Source organism: Micromonospora sp. CA-244673, assembly GCF_050948395.1.
Lineage (GTDB): Bacteria > Actinomycetota > Actinomycetes > Mycobacteriales > Micromonosporaceae > Micromonospora.
Genome location: NZ_CP192019.1, coordinates 5,022,022 through 5,035,742, shown reverse-complemented (window position 1 = coordinate 5,035,742; position 13,721 = coordinate 5,022,022). Strand labels below are relative to the sequence as shown.

Genomic DNA, 13,721 nt, shown 5'->3' with positions numbered 1-13,721 from the left:
GAGCCGGGCCGGTGGGCGTCGCTCGCCGGCCCGGCCGCCGTTTCACCAGGTCAGCCGCAGCGGCAGCCCGAGGAACTCGGCGTAACGGGTGAGGGCCGACTCGACGCGGGCCCGCAGCGCGGCGTCGAACGGCGTCAACTGCTGCACGGTCACGGTGACCGCCCGCTTGCCCACGGACCGCTTCCAGGTGCCGACCGTCCGGCCGCCGCGCACCACCGTCGCCTGGAAGATCCCGTTGTTGCCGGGGACGACGGCGTTCGCGTGCGCCGGATCGAGCATCAGCGACCGGTCCTTGTAGCCCAGCAGGTACTCGTCGAAGCCGGGCAGGGTGTGCACGTCGTCGACCGGCGCCCGGGGCGCGTCGAGCAGGGCGGCGTCGACCACGGCCGGCACGCCGTCGACCTCGACCGGGGCGAGCGCGTCGCCGGCCGCCGCGATGCCCCGGGTGGCGTCGGTGACCGTGAGGCCGCTCCACCGGGCCAGCTCGTGCCGGGTCACCGGCCCGTGGCCCCGGACGTAGCGGTGCGCGAGCAGGCCCAGCGCCTCGTCCCGCTCGGGGCGGTGCGGATCGGGCGCCCACTCATCCAGCAGCGCGAACGTCTGCTCGGTGCCGATGTGCGGGGCGATGCAGGTGACGCCGCGCTGGGCGGCGTACCAGAGCATGTGGTAGCCGCGCTGGCCGGTGGTGTCCAGGCCGGCGGCCCGCAGCGTGGCCAGGCACTCGGCCCGGCTGAGCCGGCCCCCGCCCGCGAGGGCCGCACCCAGCACCTCGGCGGCGCGGTCCGCGTCGGTCTCGGCCAGGCCGAGCTGGGCCCACCTGCCGGCCACGCCGGACAGCGCCCGGACACCGGTCACCGCCAGCATCCAGCGCGCGTCGCGGGGCGGCACCAGGTGCACCGTGCCCCGCATGGGCCAGGTGCGCAGCGCCTCGCGCCGCTCCAGCGCCGCGCGCACGTCGTCCTGGGTGCGGTCGGGCAGGCGTACGCCGAGGGACCAGAGGCCGCTCGCCGCGTCCTGGGCCTGCATGGCGCCGAACCACTCGACCACCCCGGCCACACTCTCCGGCCGCGCGGTCGGGTGCGGGCGCAGCAGCAGGCTGGTCATCCGCAGCGCCAGCCCCTCGGCCCCGGTGAGACGTACGGTCACGCTGCCTGCTTCCTACTTGTTGCTCATAGTTGAGCGGTTCGGATGGTTCGCTCTCCGCCCGGCGGTGGCTGGGCTGGAGTCCTGGACCGGCAGTCTGGTCCGGTGGCGATCGGTCCGGTCCTGCAGGATCTGCTTCACCTTGTGGTGAGGGGTGTGCAGGGCGATGTCGGGGTCGCCGGCTCGGTGCAGGATGTTGATCGCGGCGTTCACGTCGGCCTGCCACACCACCCCGCACGAGGTGCAGTGAAACCGGTCCCCACTACGTCGGCCGAAGGCGCCGCAACGGTGACAGGTTTGTGAGGTGTAGGCGGCATTGACGTGCACGAGCGCAGAACCTCTGCGCTCCGACACGTTCTTCAGGGCCTCGGCGGTGACTCCTTTGGTCCACGCGGCGAGACGCCGGTTGATGTTCTTAGGAAGCTTCTTGCGGCCGGTGAAGCGTTTGGTGAGGTCCTCGGCGATCACGGTGGCGGCCTTGTCGACGACTTCGTGCACCGCAGTGAAGATCTCCGTACGCACCAGCGCTCGGTGTCGGGCGGCCTGCCGGTCCCGCTTGATCGTGCCGAGGTTGTTGGCCTTGATCCGGTGCGCTTTCGCGTGGTCCCCACGCAGCGCGGCGTTGTTGGCGATTGAGCGTAGCTTCGCCCGGCGGCGGTTTCGTTCCTTCAACCGGTCCGATGCACTGGACAGCAGCGTGCCGAGCCCTGCACCGTGGGGCTGGCCGTCGGAGTCGGTGAGGGCTTCGGTGTAGCCCTTGTCCACGCCGATCGTCGGCTCGCCGCATGCTCGCTGTGATGAGCGCATCTGCGCCGCGTCGATCTGGTAGTGGACCTCGACCCGGCCGCCGCGCAGGATGAGCCGCAGCGTCCCGGTCGGGGCGACGGTCGTGGACAGCGGGATCTTGACCATCTTGCGGGGCTCGAGACCGGGGATCGCCAGCCACAACCGTCCCCGCCCATCGAGGGCGGTGTTGTACTTGTCGGCGCGCACCACGATCTGATCGTGCGTGCGGTTGTAGCCACGCTTCCAGTGCTTGCGCATCTGCCGGGCCAGGAACGCGTCACTGGCCCAATCGTCAGCCTTCAACGCCGTGAACATTCGCTTACGCTCGGCCGGATCGGTGGTGCGTCGGTTGATCGCCCGCCGGACCTGCACCTTGGCCGCCGCCAGGTTCGCTGCGATATCGGCCATAGCGTCGCGGACGGTTTCCTTCCACGCATTCGCCAGCACACCAAACCGCGCGTGTGTGCCGTCGGTCAGCCACCGGTCGCGCACCTGCCGGTCCCGCAGTCCGGCCCCGACACCGTTGATCGAACCGTAGCGCTGCCACACCTCACTGCGCACCCGACCCAACCGGCGGGCCTGCTCCACCAAGGCAGCGTACTTGCCCGGATTCAGGCGGGGCGAGTAGGCGATCCGGGTGACCTTCACCGGTCACCCTCCATGGTCAAGTCCGCCCTCTTCAACTCCTTCTCGTAGCGGCGCAAACCGTCCAGCCGGTGCGAGAAGGTGTGCACGACGGCCAAGAAGTCCTCGACCAACTCCTGCCGCGGGGACAGGGACTCCTGGTTGGCCACGACGATCTCGCAGCCGCCGCGCGCCGCCAGATGCTCCAGCAGGTCGAACCCGAAGCGGGCCAACCGGTCCGTGTGCGCCACCACCAGCGTGGCGACCTCACCCCGGTCCACGGCGTCCATCAACGCCAGGAATTTCTTGCGGCGAAGGTCCATCCCGCCGCCGACCTCGCTGATCCACTCGTCCACAGCCAGACCGCGAGCGAGGCAGAACTGCTGCATCGCCGCCACCTGCGAGACCAGGTCGACCTTCTGTTCCGGCGACGACACCCGGCAGTACACCACCACCTTCCGCCGGACGGCGTCGAAGCCCGGCTGCAACACCCGGCGCACATCCGAATCGTCGAAATACCGCTGCCCGGACGGCAGACGACGGGCCGTGATCCGGCCCTCCGCCTCCCACCGGCGCACCGTGCTCACCGAACGGCCCACCCGCTTAGCGAACTCACCGATCCGATACACACTACCCACGGCAGCCAATTGTGGACAGCTCTAGAAAGGAAAGCAACCACTAGTCGCTGCTCCCGTCGACGTGGACGGTCAGCATAGGCCGCGGGTGTGATGCATCCGGCCCTGCCGGCAACGCGTGGCCGCGAGGATTGAGCGCTGGCGGAGTGGGGATGCCCGCCGGGAGCCGACGCGAGGAATGCGAGGTGAAGTGATGACAGCGTCCAGTGAACCGGCCCGGGGCGCCGGGCGGGCCACCACCGCCCGGCCGGCAGGCCCGTCCGGCGGGGCGAAGACCAGCGCAGCGGCCACCTTCTCGCTGGTCTTCGGCGTGGCGGGCCTGCTCAGCGTGCTCACCGCGATCCTGGCGTCGGTGGGGCTGGTGCTCGGGATCATCGGCATCATCCTGGGCATCTTCGGGCTGAAGATGAGCCGGCGGCCCGGCGTCACGGGGCGGGGGGTGGCCATCGGAGGTCTGGTGCTCAGCGCCCTGGCGGTGCTGCTCGGGCTGGCCCTCGCCGCCGGCATCAGCACGTTCGTCAACAACGAGCAGGCGGTGAACCGGCTGGAGAAGCGGGTGACGGACCTGCGGGACAAGCTCAACGACTGAGCCTCGGTGTGCCCCTGATCGCGCTACGCCAGCCTCGTTGCCGGCGGAGCGCGATCCCCCGTTCAGGTTCCCGGTGCGGGGGCGGCGGTGGTACGCCGGCACCGGTGGCACCAGGATCCCCGGGCGCCCTCACCCGGGGAAGCGGTTTCCATCGGAACTTGCGCAAATCTTGAGCCACGGCAAGGTATCGACTCAGCTCAGTCGGCGGTACATCACGAGCAGGTCCACGTACCCCTGGTCGGGGTGCCGGAAGCCCTCCGGCACGCGGCCGACGACCTCGAAGCCCAGCGACCGCCAGAGCTCGACGGCCCGGGTGTTGGTCGCCACCACGGCGTTGAACTGCATGGCCCGGTAGCCCTCGGCGCGGGCCAGCGCCAGCACGTGCCCGGCCAGCGCCCGGCCCACGCCCCGACCGGCGGCCGCCGGGGCGACCATGAAGCTGGCGTTCGCCACGTGGTCGCCCGGGCCGGCCTGGTTGGGCAGCAGTTTGGCGGAGCCGAGCACCGTGCCGCCGGAGTCCACCGCGACCAGCGTCCGGCCCGGCGGGGCCACCAGCCACAGCTCGCGGGCCCGCGCCTCGGTGACGTCGCGGGGCCAGGTGTACGTCTCACCGGCCGCCACGATCTCGCGCAGGAACGGCCAGATCCGAGCCCAGTCGGCTGCGGTCGCCTCGCGGATCTCCACCCGCCGAGCATGCCACGCGGTGTCCCCGCCCCGCGTTTGACGTCGCAAGCGACGGGTAGTCGCCGGAGCTGATCCGAAACGAGGAGGAATCGTCTGATGGATGGCCAGGTCAAGGCCGCGGTGATCTATTACAGCGCGACCGGAATCACCTACCAGATGGCGCAGGCGGCGGTCGAGGCCGCCGGGGAGGCCGGGGCCGAGGTACGCCTGCGCAAGGTACGTGAGCTGGCGCCGGACGAGGCGATCCGCTCGAACTCGGGCTGGCAGGCGCACCGCCTGGAGACCCAGGACGTGATGGAGGCGCAGCCGGACGACCTCGCCTGGGCCGACGTCGTCATCATGGGCGCGCCCACCCGTTACGGCATGGTCGCCGCCCAGCTCAAGCAGTTCATCGACACCACCGGCCCGCTGTGGGCCCAGGGCGCGCTGGCGAACAAGGTCTACACCGGCTTCACCTCGACCGCCACGTCCCACGGCGGGCAGGAGGCGACGCTGCTGTCGCTGTACACGGTCTTCTACCACTGGGGCGGCATCGTGGTGACCCCCGGCTACACCGACCCCAGCCAGTTCGTCGCCGGCAACCCGTACGGGGCGTCGCACACCAGCAACAACGGCGAGGTGCCGCCGGACCACGTGGCCCTCGGGGCCACCGCGCTGACTGCCAAGCGCGCCGTGCAGATCGGTATGGCGCTGAAGAAGGGCATGGCGGGCTGACTCCCGACCCCGGGTGACCGGTGGTGTGGACGAGGGCTCTCGGCTCGTCCACGCCACCGGTCAACCCTCGCCCTACCCGCGTTCGGCCGGTCCATGCCCGGTCAGCGCCGGATGGGCCAGCAGGTGCCCGAGCAGGTCCGCCAGGACCACCATGCCGTCCCGGCTGAGCACCGACTCCGGGTGGAACTGCACCCCGGCGAAACCCGGCCCGCGCAGCGCGTGCACCGCGCCGTCCGCCGGGTCCCGGGACAGCTCCACCGGCCCGTACGCGGTGGCGACCCGGTCGGCGGCGGCGCGGGCGGTGAAGCTGGAGTAGAAGCCGACGCGGCGGGTCGATCCGAACACCGGCACGTCCCGCGGCAGCCCCTGGTAGGGGGCGTCCCGGCGGTGCAGCGGAAGCCCGAGCAGCCCGGCGAGCAACTGGTGACCGAGGCAGACCGCCAGGGTCGGCCGGCCCGCCGCGAGCAGCTCCGCCAGCAGCGCCCGCATGCTCGCCATCTTCGGCTCGGCGAGGTCGTTCGGGTCGCCGGGGCCGGGACCGACCACCACGAGGTCGTAGCCGTCGACCGGGCCGGCGTCGTGCCAGTCCCGGCGGGTCACGGCCAGGCCGAGGGCGCCGAGCTGGTGGGCGAGCATCCCCGTGAAGGTGTCCTCACCGTCCACGATCAACGCGCGGTGGCCGGCCAGGCCCGGCAGCGCGGTCGCCCCGGGCACGCGCTGGTCCAGCCAGAACCGGGCCAGCGGCGTGTTCCGGGCAGCCAGCGCGGCGCGCACCTGCGGGTCGTCGGCGTAGCGCAGCGCGGGCTCGGCGCCGCGGGCCGGGGCGTCCGGGCCGAGGCCGAGCGCGGCCAGCACCCCGGCCGCCTTGGCGTGCGTCTCGGCCACCTCACCCTCGGCCGTGGAGTGCCTCACCAGGGTGGCCCCGACCGGCACCCGCAGCCCGCCGTCCGGGGAGAGCTCGGCGGTGCGGATCAGGATCGGCGCGTCCAGGGTCTGCCGGCCCTGCTCGTCGCGGCCGAGCAGGGCGAGCACCCCGGCGTAGTAGCGGCGGCCCGTCCGCTCGTGGCGGGCGATCACCCGGCAGGCGTTCTCCATCGGGCTGCCGGTGACCGTGGGCGCGAACATGGTCTCCCGCAGCACCTCCCGCACGTCCCGCGAACCCCGCCCGGCCAGCAGGTACTCGGTGTGCGCGAGGTGGGCCATCTCCTTCAGGTACGGCCCGACCACCTGGCCGCCGTGCTCGGCGACGGTCGCCATCATCTTCAGCTCCTCGTCGAGCACCATGTACAGCTCCTCGACCTCCTTGGGATCGTCGAGGAAGCGCAGCAGGGCCGCCCGGTCCGCCGCCGCGCCGGTGTGCCGGAAGGTGCCGCTGATCGGGTTCATCATGACCAGGCCGTCGTCCACGCTGACGTGCCGCTCCGGGCTGGCGCCGACCAGGGTGCGGCTGCCGGTGTGCACCACGAACGTCCAGTACGCGCCCCGCTCGCGCAGCAGCAGCCGGCGCAGCGCCGCCAGGGCGGCCACCACCGGCGCGCCCTCGACCGTGGCCCGCAGGGTGCGGTGGATGACGAAGTTGGCGCCCTCGCCCCGGCCGATCTCGTCGCTCAGCACCCGGCCCACCGTGTCCGCGTACTCGGCGTCGGAGATGTCGAAGGCGGCGTCGCGGGTCACCACCGGCGCGTCCGGCAGGGCCGCCAGCACCTCGTCGAGCGGAAGCCGCCGGTGCTCGGAGACCAGCAGGTACTCCAGCGGCAGGCCGTCGTCCACGCAGGCGAAGCCGCGCTCGGCGATCTGCCGGTAGGGGACCAGGGCCAGGGTGCGCGGCCCGGGGCCGCCGTCGGGCAGCGGGAGGTCGGCGAGCCGGTCGGCCGTGCGTACCGGACCGGCGAACAGGTCGACGTGGTCGGCGCCCTCGCGGCGGACGAGCGCGAACGGGCCGGGGTCGAGGCCGGCCGCGACGGCGGCGAGCGGGTCGTGCGGGCGGGTCATCGGGTCTCCTCGGTGGGCCGGAGGCCGCCGGCGGGGCGACCCGGGATGCCGGGGAGAGACCGGCGGCCGCCTCGTCGGGCGGCCGCGTGGGGAAGCTACGCGCGGGGGTGGGCCGCCGGGTCGGCGGGCCACCAGCAGGTCAGGTGCGCGGGCATGGCGATCACTGTACGCGAGCGGGGGTGCCCGGGGAACCCGATCGCCGTGCCCGGCACGGCCGATCTTGGCTTTACGGCCGCTCCCGGCGGGTAGGTTGACCCGCGATGGACATTCTCGCTCTGGACCTGGGCACCTCCTCGGTGCGCGGGCTCGTGCTGGACGCGGACGCCGTCCCGCGCCCCGGCGCGCTGGCCCGCCGGAAGGTGCACCTGGTCACCGGGGACGACGGCTCCGGTGTCCTGGACGGCCCCCGCTACCTGGCCTGCCTCGCGGAGTGTCTGGACGAGCTGGCCGCCGGCGGGCGGCTGCGCGACGTCGAGCTGGTGGCCATTTCGGCGCAGTGGCACTCGGTGCTGCCGCTGGGCGCCGACGGCGCGCCGCTGGGCCCGGTGCTCACCTGGATGGACACCCGGCCGGAGGCCCCCGCCGGCGGCGCCGGCCCGGTCGACCCGGACGCCTTCCACCACCGCACCGGCGCCTGGTGGCACCGCTGCTACTGGACCGTGCGACTGCCCTGGCTGCGGGAGCGCTGCGGCAGCCCGATCGCCCGTTTCAGCGGGCTGGTCGAGTACGCGCTCGGCGAGCTGCTCGACGAGGCGCCGATGTCCGTGTCGATGGCCTCCGGCACCGGGTTGCTCGACCTGCGCCGGCTGGAATGGGACGCCGAGGCGTGCGACCTGGCCGGCGTACGCCCCGAGGACCTTCCGGCGCTGGCCCCGCAGCGGTGGCGCGGCCGGCTCCGGACCGAGCACGCCCAGCGCTGGCCGCAGCTCGCCGACGCCCGCTGGGCCGCCCCGGTCGGCGACGGCGCGGCGTCCAACGTGGGCTCCGGCTGCGTCGACACCTCCCGCGCCGCGGTCACCGTCGGCACCTCCGCCGCGGTACGCCTGCTCGAGGCCGTGCCGGCCGGTACGGAGTTGCCGCCCCTGCCCGAGCAGCTCTGGCGCTACCGGGTCGACCACGAGCACGTGGTGACCGGGGCGGCGTACTCCAGCGGCGGGAACCTGTTCGCCTGGGCGGCCCGCGAGCTGCGGCTGCCGCAGGGCGCCGAGCTGGAGGCCGCGCTGGATCGGGCCGGCGCGAACCTGACCCTGCTCGCCAACCCGCGGCTCGGCGGGGACCGGCCCCCCGGCGTCACCCCGGCCGGCGCCGGGGAGCTGCGGGGCCTGAGTTTCGGCACCACGGCGGTCGACATCGTCGCCGTGCTGATGACCGAGCTGTGCCGGCTGGTGGCCGCCGACCTGGCCCTGCTGGAGGACGGCGTGGGCAATCCGACCGAGGTGGTGCTCGGCGGCGGCGCGATGGCCGCCTCGGCCTGGTGGCGGGGTGCGTTCGCCGACGCGCTGGCCCCGCGTACGGTGCGCTACCAGAGCAACCCGGAGATCGGGGCGACCGGTGCCGCGCTCGTGGCGCTCGACCGGATCGCCCAGGCGGCGCACGTGGGCGGCATCGGCGGACGGACGAGCGGGATGCGCCGGACACCGTAGCCGCCCGCCCGCCGCCGGCTTTCCTGCTCGTGCGGTTGGCCGCACCGTTTGACACCGCCCGCCGGCCTGGTTGGATGGACTTCCGCTCCCCGTCCCGGTGGAGCCGAGGGGGACCGAGGAGGAACCTGTGGGCGCAGGTCCCGACCCGGCTCGCGGCGCCGCGCCGCAGCCGCGCCGGAGCCCGTCCGACGACCGGGTGGCGCCGCATCGGCGGCGGCGCTCGCGCTTCCGGTTGCGGGACTGGCGGATGGGCACGAAGCTCGCCACCGTGCTGGTGCTGCCCTCGGTGGCGTTCCTGGTGCTCGCCGGGGTGCAGACCCGGGGGCTGGTCGGGCAGACCACCGCGTTGAGCGACTTCGCCCAGCAGGTCGGCATCGGCCGGCAGATCAGCACCGCGGTGGACCGCCTCCAGCAGGAGCGGGACCGTTCCGCCGGGGAACTCGCCGCGCTGCGCAAGGCCGGTGGCGGCGCCGAGCGGGACGCGGCGGTCGCCGCGCTCAAGCCGCTCCAGGACGCCTCCGACCGGGCGATGACCGACCTGCGCGCCGCGGCCGAGCCCCTCGCCGACGCCGACGCCGCCTGGCGGGTGGCCTACTCCGAGGTGCTGGAGGCGTACGACCAGGTCGTCTACATCCGCGCCGCCGTGCCGCCGGCGGTGCTGTCCAGCGACACCGTGCTGAGCAACTACCACCGGGCCATCGCCGCCCTGCTCAACCTGCTGGCCGAGCCGTCACCGGGCGACGACCAGCGGGCGCTGACCAACGCCGTGCTGCGGTACGTGCAGCTCTCCCGGGTCAAGGAGCTGTCCTCGCGGATCCGGGCCGAGCTGTACGCCGCCGCCCGGGCCGGCCGCTACGAGGCGGACGACCAGGTCTCGCTGACCGACCTGCGCGCCCAGCAGCTCACCGCGCTGGGCGCGTTCCGGGTCGCCGCGACCACCGACCAGATCCGCCGTTACGACGAGACGTCGGTGGACCCGGCGTTCGTCTCGGCCGCCCGGCTGGAGGAGAAGACCCTGCCCAGCGGGGCCGCCGAGCCCGCGCTGCTGCCGGCGACGCAGTGGTGGGCCGCCAGCGAGCAGCGGCAGGAGCTGCTGCACCAGCTGGAGGCCGGTGTCCTCGACGACGCCGTACGCCAGGCCGACGACGCCAGCGCCCGGCAGCTGCGGGACACCCTGCTGGTGGTCGGCGGCATCGTCGGCGTGCTCCTGGTGGCGGTGCTGATCTCGTTGCTGGTCGGCCGGTCGGTGGCGCGCTCGATCCGGCAGCTGCGCGGCCAGGCGCTGCGGATCGCGCAGGTGGAGCTGCCGCACGCCCTGGACCGGTTGCGGGCCGTGGACCGCCCGGTGGTCGCGATCGACGTGCCGCCTTCGGTGATCGACTCGCAGGACGAGATCGGCGAGCTGGCCGAGGCGTTCGTGGCGGTGCACCGCAGCGCGGTCGACGTCGCGGTCGAGCAGGCGATGATGCGGCGCAACGTCAACGCGATGTTCGTCAACCTGGCCCGGCGCAGTCAGGTGCTGGTCGAGCGGCAGCTCGAACTCCTCGACGAGCTGGAACGCGAGGAGAGCGACCCGGACCAGCTGGAGAACCTGTTCAAGCTCGACCATCTCGCCGCCCGGATGCGCCGCAACGACGAGAGCCTGCTGGTGCTCGCGGGCACCGAGTCCAGCCGGCGGTGGAACCGGCCGGTGGGCCTCGGCGCGGTGCTGCTGGCGGCCAGCGCCGAGATCGAGCAGTACCAGCGGGTGCGCCACGACTCCCGGTCCGACCTGCACGTCGTCGGGCACGCGGTGGGCGACCTGGTGCACCTCTTCGCCGAGCTGCTGGAGAACGCCACCGCCTTCTCCCGGCCGGACACCGTGGTGCGCGTCGTCGCCGGTGCGGACGGCAGGGGCGCGTTCGTGGAGATCGTCGACCAGGGGCTCGGGATGAGCCCGGCCGCGCTGGCCGAGGCGAACGCGGTGCTGGCCGAGCCGCCGGCGGCCGACGTGGCCGCCTCCGAGCGGATGGGCCTGTTCGTGGTGAGCCACCTGGGTGCCCGGCACGGCGTCCAGGTGCGGCTGCGGGGCGGCCAGGAGGGCCTGGTCGCCCGGGTCCGGATCCCGGCCGAGCTGCTGGCCGCGGCGCCCGCGCCCGGGCTGGACCAGCCGGCCGCGCCACGGATGCTGACCAGCCAGGTGGCCGCCGCCTCCCGCCTGTCGTCCGGCGCCGCCCGGCTCGGCACGCCGACCGCCGAGCTGCCGGTGGCCGGACGCCGCCCGCCGGCGCCCCCGGCGGAGCTGCCGGTGTCGCCGTTGACGGGACTTCCGCTCGGCGCGGCGTTGCCCGGCACGGAGGCGGCGCTGCCGCGTCCGGCCGGCGCGCCCGTGCCCAGGCCGCGTCCCGTGCCGGGCCGGGCCGAGGACGTGCTCGCCCCGTCGGCCGGGTCGCCGGCCGGCGGCGGCTGGTTCAGCCGCCAGGGCCCGTCGGCCGCGGTGCTCGGTGTGACGCCGCCGCCCGCCGCGACGCCGGTCACCGGAGGCACCAACGAGCGGGGCCTGCCGGTACGCGTACCGATGGCCCAGCTCACCTCGGTCACCCGGCCCACGGCCCCGGACCGCTCCGGGCGCGATGAGCCGGACCCGGAGGCGGTCGGCGGCATGCTCTCGCGCTACTACAGCGGGGTGCGGCGGGCGGAGGCCGAGGAGACCACCGAGATGTACCTGCCGCGCGATGAAGGGGGAGTACGACAGTGACGACGTTGAGCCAGGAGGCACGGGACCTGAGCTGGCTGGTGAACGCGTTCGCGGAGCGGGTGCCGGGGGTGGCGCACGCGGTGGTGGTCTCCACCGACGGCCTGCTCGTGGCGATCTCCGCGCACCTGCCCCGCGACCACGCGGACAAGCTCGCGGCGGTGACCTCGGGCCTGATGAGCATCACCGCCGGCGCGGCCCAGATGTTCGACGGCGACATCGTCAAGCAGACCGTGGTCGAGATGGGCCGGGGCTACTTCCTGGTCATGCAGATCCGGGACGGCTCGATCCTGGCCACGCTGGCCGGGGCCGACGCCGACATCGGCGTGGTCGGTTACGAGATGGCGCGGCTGGCCAAGCAGGCCGGCGAGATGCTCACCCCGGCGCTGCGGGCCGAACTCCAGCAGGCGCTGCCCCGCTGAGCGGGAGGCGGGCCCGGCCGGTGGCGCGCCGGCCGGGCCGCCCCGCCTACAGCCCGTTGCGGCGGATCACGTCGCGGTACCAGTGGGCGCTGCGCTTGAGCACCCGGCGCTGGGTCGGGTAGTCGACGTAGACCAGGCCCCAGCGCTGCTCGTACCCCTCGTTCCATTCGAAGTTGTCCAGCAGCGACCAGACGTGGTAGCTCTCCAGCGGCACCCCGTCCCGGACGGCCCGGTGGGCGGCCGCGAAGTGGTCGCGGAGGAAGTCGATGCGGGCGGTGTCGTCGACGGTGCCGTCCGCGGCGAGGGTGTCCGGGCAGGGCAGGCCGTTCTCGGTGATGGTGATCGGCACCCGGCCGTAGTCCCGGGTGACCCGGGTCAGGATGTCGTACATCCCCTCTGGGTAGATCTGCTGCCACTCCGCCTCCGACGTCGGCCACCGGCGGACCGTGTCGCCCTGGCCGGTGACGTAGATCGGCGTGTAGTACTGCACCGCCAGCAGGTCGACCGGGCTGGAGATGATCTCCAGGTCGCCGTCGCGCACGCCGCGCACCATCCGGCTCTCCGGGCCGAGGTCGGCCAGCACGTCCGCCGGGTACGCGCCCTTGAAGATCGAGTCGAGGTAGAGCCGGTTCTCGTAGCCGTCGTACAGCCGGGTCGCGGCGGCCGCCTCGGCGGTCTCGTCGGCGGGGTAGCAGGGGTGCAGGTTGAGCGCCGGGCCGATCCGCCCCTCGACGCCGGTGGCGCGCAGCGCGCGGACGGCGAGGCCGTGGGCGAGCTGGAGGTGGTGGGCGACCAGGTACGCCGCCGCCGGGTCCTGCCGGCCGGGCGCGTGGTGCCCCCCGAGGTAGCCGTTCTGCACCACGGTCTTCGGCTCGTTGACGGTCAGCCAGACGGGCACCCGGTCGCCGAGGGCGCGGAAGACCAGGTCGGCGTAGTCGGCGAAGCGCTCGGCGGTGTCCCGGTTCTCCCAGCCGCCGGCGTCCTGGAGGGCCTGGGGGAGGTCCCAGTGGAACAGGGTGGCCATCGGCGCGATGCCGCGCTCGTGCAGCCCGTCCACCAGCCGGCGGTAGAAGTCCAGGCCGCGCTGGTTGGGCCGCCCGGACCCGTCGGCCTGGATCCGGGGCCAGGAGATGGAGAACCGGTAGCTGCGCAGCCCGAGGTCGCGCATGAGGTCGAGGTCCTGGGGGTACCGGTGGTAGTGGTCGGCCGCGACGTCGCCGGTGTCGCCGTTGCGCGTGCGGCCCGGGGTGTGGCTGAAGGTGTCCCAGACGGACTCGCCCCGCCCGTCCTCCTTGGCCGCACCCTCGATCTGGTACGCCGAGGTGGCCGCGCCCCAGCCGAAGCCGGGCGGGAAGCGCAGCGCCCCGTCGGGGTCCGCCTCGCCGTCGGGATCGGGCGTGCCGTCGCAGCCGGCGACGGTGGTCGCGGACGCGACGGTGCCCGCGGCGGCGGCGCCGGCCAGCCCGTTGCGGGCCGCTCCGGCGGCGGTCGCGGAGAGGGCGGCACGGCGGAGCAGGCGCCGTCTGGTGAGTAGCGACATGGGCGTTCTCCTCGGAGTGACTGGCCGCCCCGAGAGGCCGGGAGCGCTCCCAGCATAGGCCAGGCGCGACCGGCCGCGTCCCCGAGGGCGGACCGCGGCAGAGGGGCGGCCCGGCCGGCGGGCGGCCGGAGGTGTGCGTGGGTGGGTGTCGCTCGGGCGGCGGGGGCGAGCGGCGATGGGGCGGTGCGGATAGCGAAGAAGGCCGTCCGGGCGGC

Annotated in this window: 11 protein-coding genes; 5 read left to right on the top strand and 6 right to left on the bottom strand. The window is 74.0% G+C overall.

What is annotated here, in order from left to right:
* Positions 1-42 precede the first annotated feature (42 nt).
* From ACQP12_RS22965 to ACQP12_RS22955, 3 genes are read right to left on the bottom strand one after another with little or no spacing between them, the layout of a single operon-like run.
* Positions 43-1,146 carry a winged helix DNA-binding domain-containing protein gene (locus ACQP12_RS22965; protein ID WP_433281919.1) on the bottom strand — a complete coding sequence of 368 codons (1,104 nt, stop codon included), beginning with the start codon at positions 1,144-1,146 and terminating at the stop codon, positions 43-45.
* A 12-nt stretch (positions 1,147-1,158) separates the two neighbouring features.
* The gene (locus tag ACQP12_RS22960; RefSeq protein ID WP_433281918.1) at positions 1,159-2,577 is read right to left on the bottom strand and encodes an RNA-guided endonuclease TnpB family protein; all 1,419 of its coding nucleotides are present in this window, start codon (positions 2,575-2,577) and stop codon (positions 1,159-1,161) included.
* Positions 2,574-3,191, bottom strand: a complete 618-nt coding sequence (locus ACQP12_RS22955) for an IS607 family transposase (RefSeq protein ID WP_433281916.1) — start codon at positions 3,189-3,191, stop codon at positions 2,574-2,576. Before ACQP12_RS22955 ends, ACQP12_RS22960 begins: the two co-directional genes overlap by 4 nt.
* 190 nt (positions 3,192-3,381) lie before the next feature.
* Between ACQP12_RS22955 and ACQP12_RS22950 the strand changes: the two genes are divergently transcribed.
* Positions 3,382-3,777, top strand: a complete 396-nt coding sequence (locus ACQP12_RS22950) for a hypothetical protein (RefSeq protein WP_357948219.1) — start codon at positions 3,382-3,384, stop codon at positions 3,775-3,777.
* Positions 3,778-3,969: 192 nt separating this feature from the next.
* Here ACQP12_RS22950 and ACQP12_RS22945 read toward each other — a convergent pair whose 3' ends face one another.
* Positions 3,970-4,461 (bottom strand): N-acetyltransferase family protein, encoded by a 492-nt coding sequence (locus ACQP12_RS22945; protein WP_433281914.1) that lies wholly within the window; start codon positions 4,459-4,461, stop codon positions 3,970-3,972.
* Positions 4,462-4,557: 96 nt separating this feature from the next.
* On the opposite strand from ACQP12_RS22945, the gene wrbA reads away from it, so the two are divergent.
* Positions 4,558-5,175 (top strand): NAD(P)H:quinone oxidoreductase, encoded by a 618-nt coding sequence (gene wrbA / locus ACQP12_RS22940; protein ID WP_433281912.1) that lies wholly within the window; start codon positions 4,558-4,560, stop codon positions 5,173-5,175.
* A gap of 72 nt (positions 5,176-5,247) precedes the next feature.
* Here wrbA and ACQP12_RS22935 read toward each other — a convergent pair whose 3' ends face one another.
* Positions 5,248-7,167 carry a chorismate-binding protein gene (locus tag ACQP12_RS22935; RefSeq protein WP_433281910.1) on the bottom strand — a complete coding sequence of 640 codons (1,920 nt, stop codon included), beginning with the start codon at positions 7,165-7,167 and terminating at the stop codon, positions 5,248-5,250.
* A 260-nt stretch (positions 7,168-7,427) separates the two neighbouring features.
* Here ACQP12_RS22935 and ACQP12_RS22930 point away from each other — a divergent pair, with 260 nt between their 5' ends.
* The 3 genes from ACQP12_RS22930 (at position 7,428) to ACQP12_RS22920 (ending at position 11,966) form a co-directional block, all read left to right on the top strand.
* Positions 7,428-8,810, top strand: a complete 1,383-nt coding sequence (locus tag ACQP12_RS22930; RefSeq protein WP_433281908.1) for an FGGY family carbohydrate kinase — start codon at positions 7,428-7,430, stop codon at positions 8,808-8,810.
* Positions 8,811-8,937: 127 nt separating this feature from the next.
* Positions 8,938-11,547: a nitrate- and nitrite sensing domain-containing protein gene (locus ACQP12_RS22925; RefSeq protein WP_433281906.1), complete on the top strand. Its 2,610-nt coding sequence runs from the start codon at positions 8,938-8,940 to the stop codon at positions 11,545-11,547.
* Entirely contained in the window at positions 11,544-11,966 is a 423-nt protein-coding gene (locus ACQP12_RS22920; protein WP_433281904.1) for a roadblock/LC7 domain-containing protein, read from the top strand. Before ACQP12_RS22925 ends, ACQP12_RS22920 begins: the two co-directional genes overlap by 4 nt.
* A gap of 46 nt (positions 11,967-12,012) precedes the next feature.
* On the opposite strand, the gene ACQP12_RS22915 is transcribed toward ACQP12_RS22920, so the two are convergent.
* Positions 12,013-13,506 (bottom strand): GH1 family beta-glucosidase, encoded by a 1,494-nt coding sequence (locus tag ACQP12_RS22915; protein WP_433281902.1) that lies wholly within the window; start codon positions 13,504-13,506, stop codon positions 12,013-12,015.
* Positions 13,507-13,721 lie beyond the last annotated feature (215 nt).

Coding starts and splice junctions, on each gene's coding strand:
- wrbA (WP_433281912.1), top strand. CDS start 4,558: ATGGATGGCCAGGTCAAGGCCGCGGTGATCTATTACAGCGCGACCGGA.
- ACQP12_RS22950 (WP_357948219.1), top strand. CDS start 3,382: ATGACAGCGTCCAGTGAACCGGCCCGGGGCGCCGGGCGGGCCACCACC.
- ACQP12_RS22935 (WP_433281910.1), bottom strand. CDS start 7,167: ATGACCCGCCCGCACGACCCGCTCGCCGCCGTCGCGGCCGGCCTCGAC.
- ACQP12_RS22915 (WP_433281902.1), bottom strand. CDS start 13,506: ATGTCGCTACTCACCAGACGGCGCCTGCTCCGCCGTGCCGCCCTCTCC.
- ACQP12_RS22930 (WP_433281908.1), top strand. CDS start 7,428: ATGGACATTCTCGCTCTGGACCTGGGCACCTCCTCGGTGCGCGGGCTC.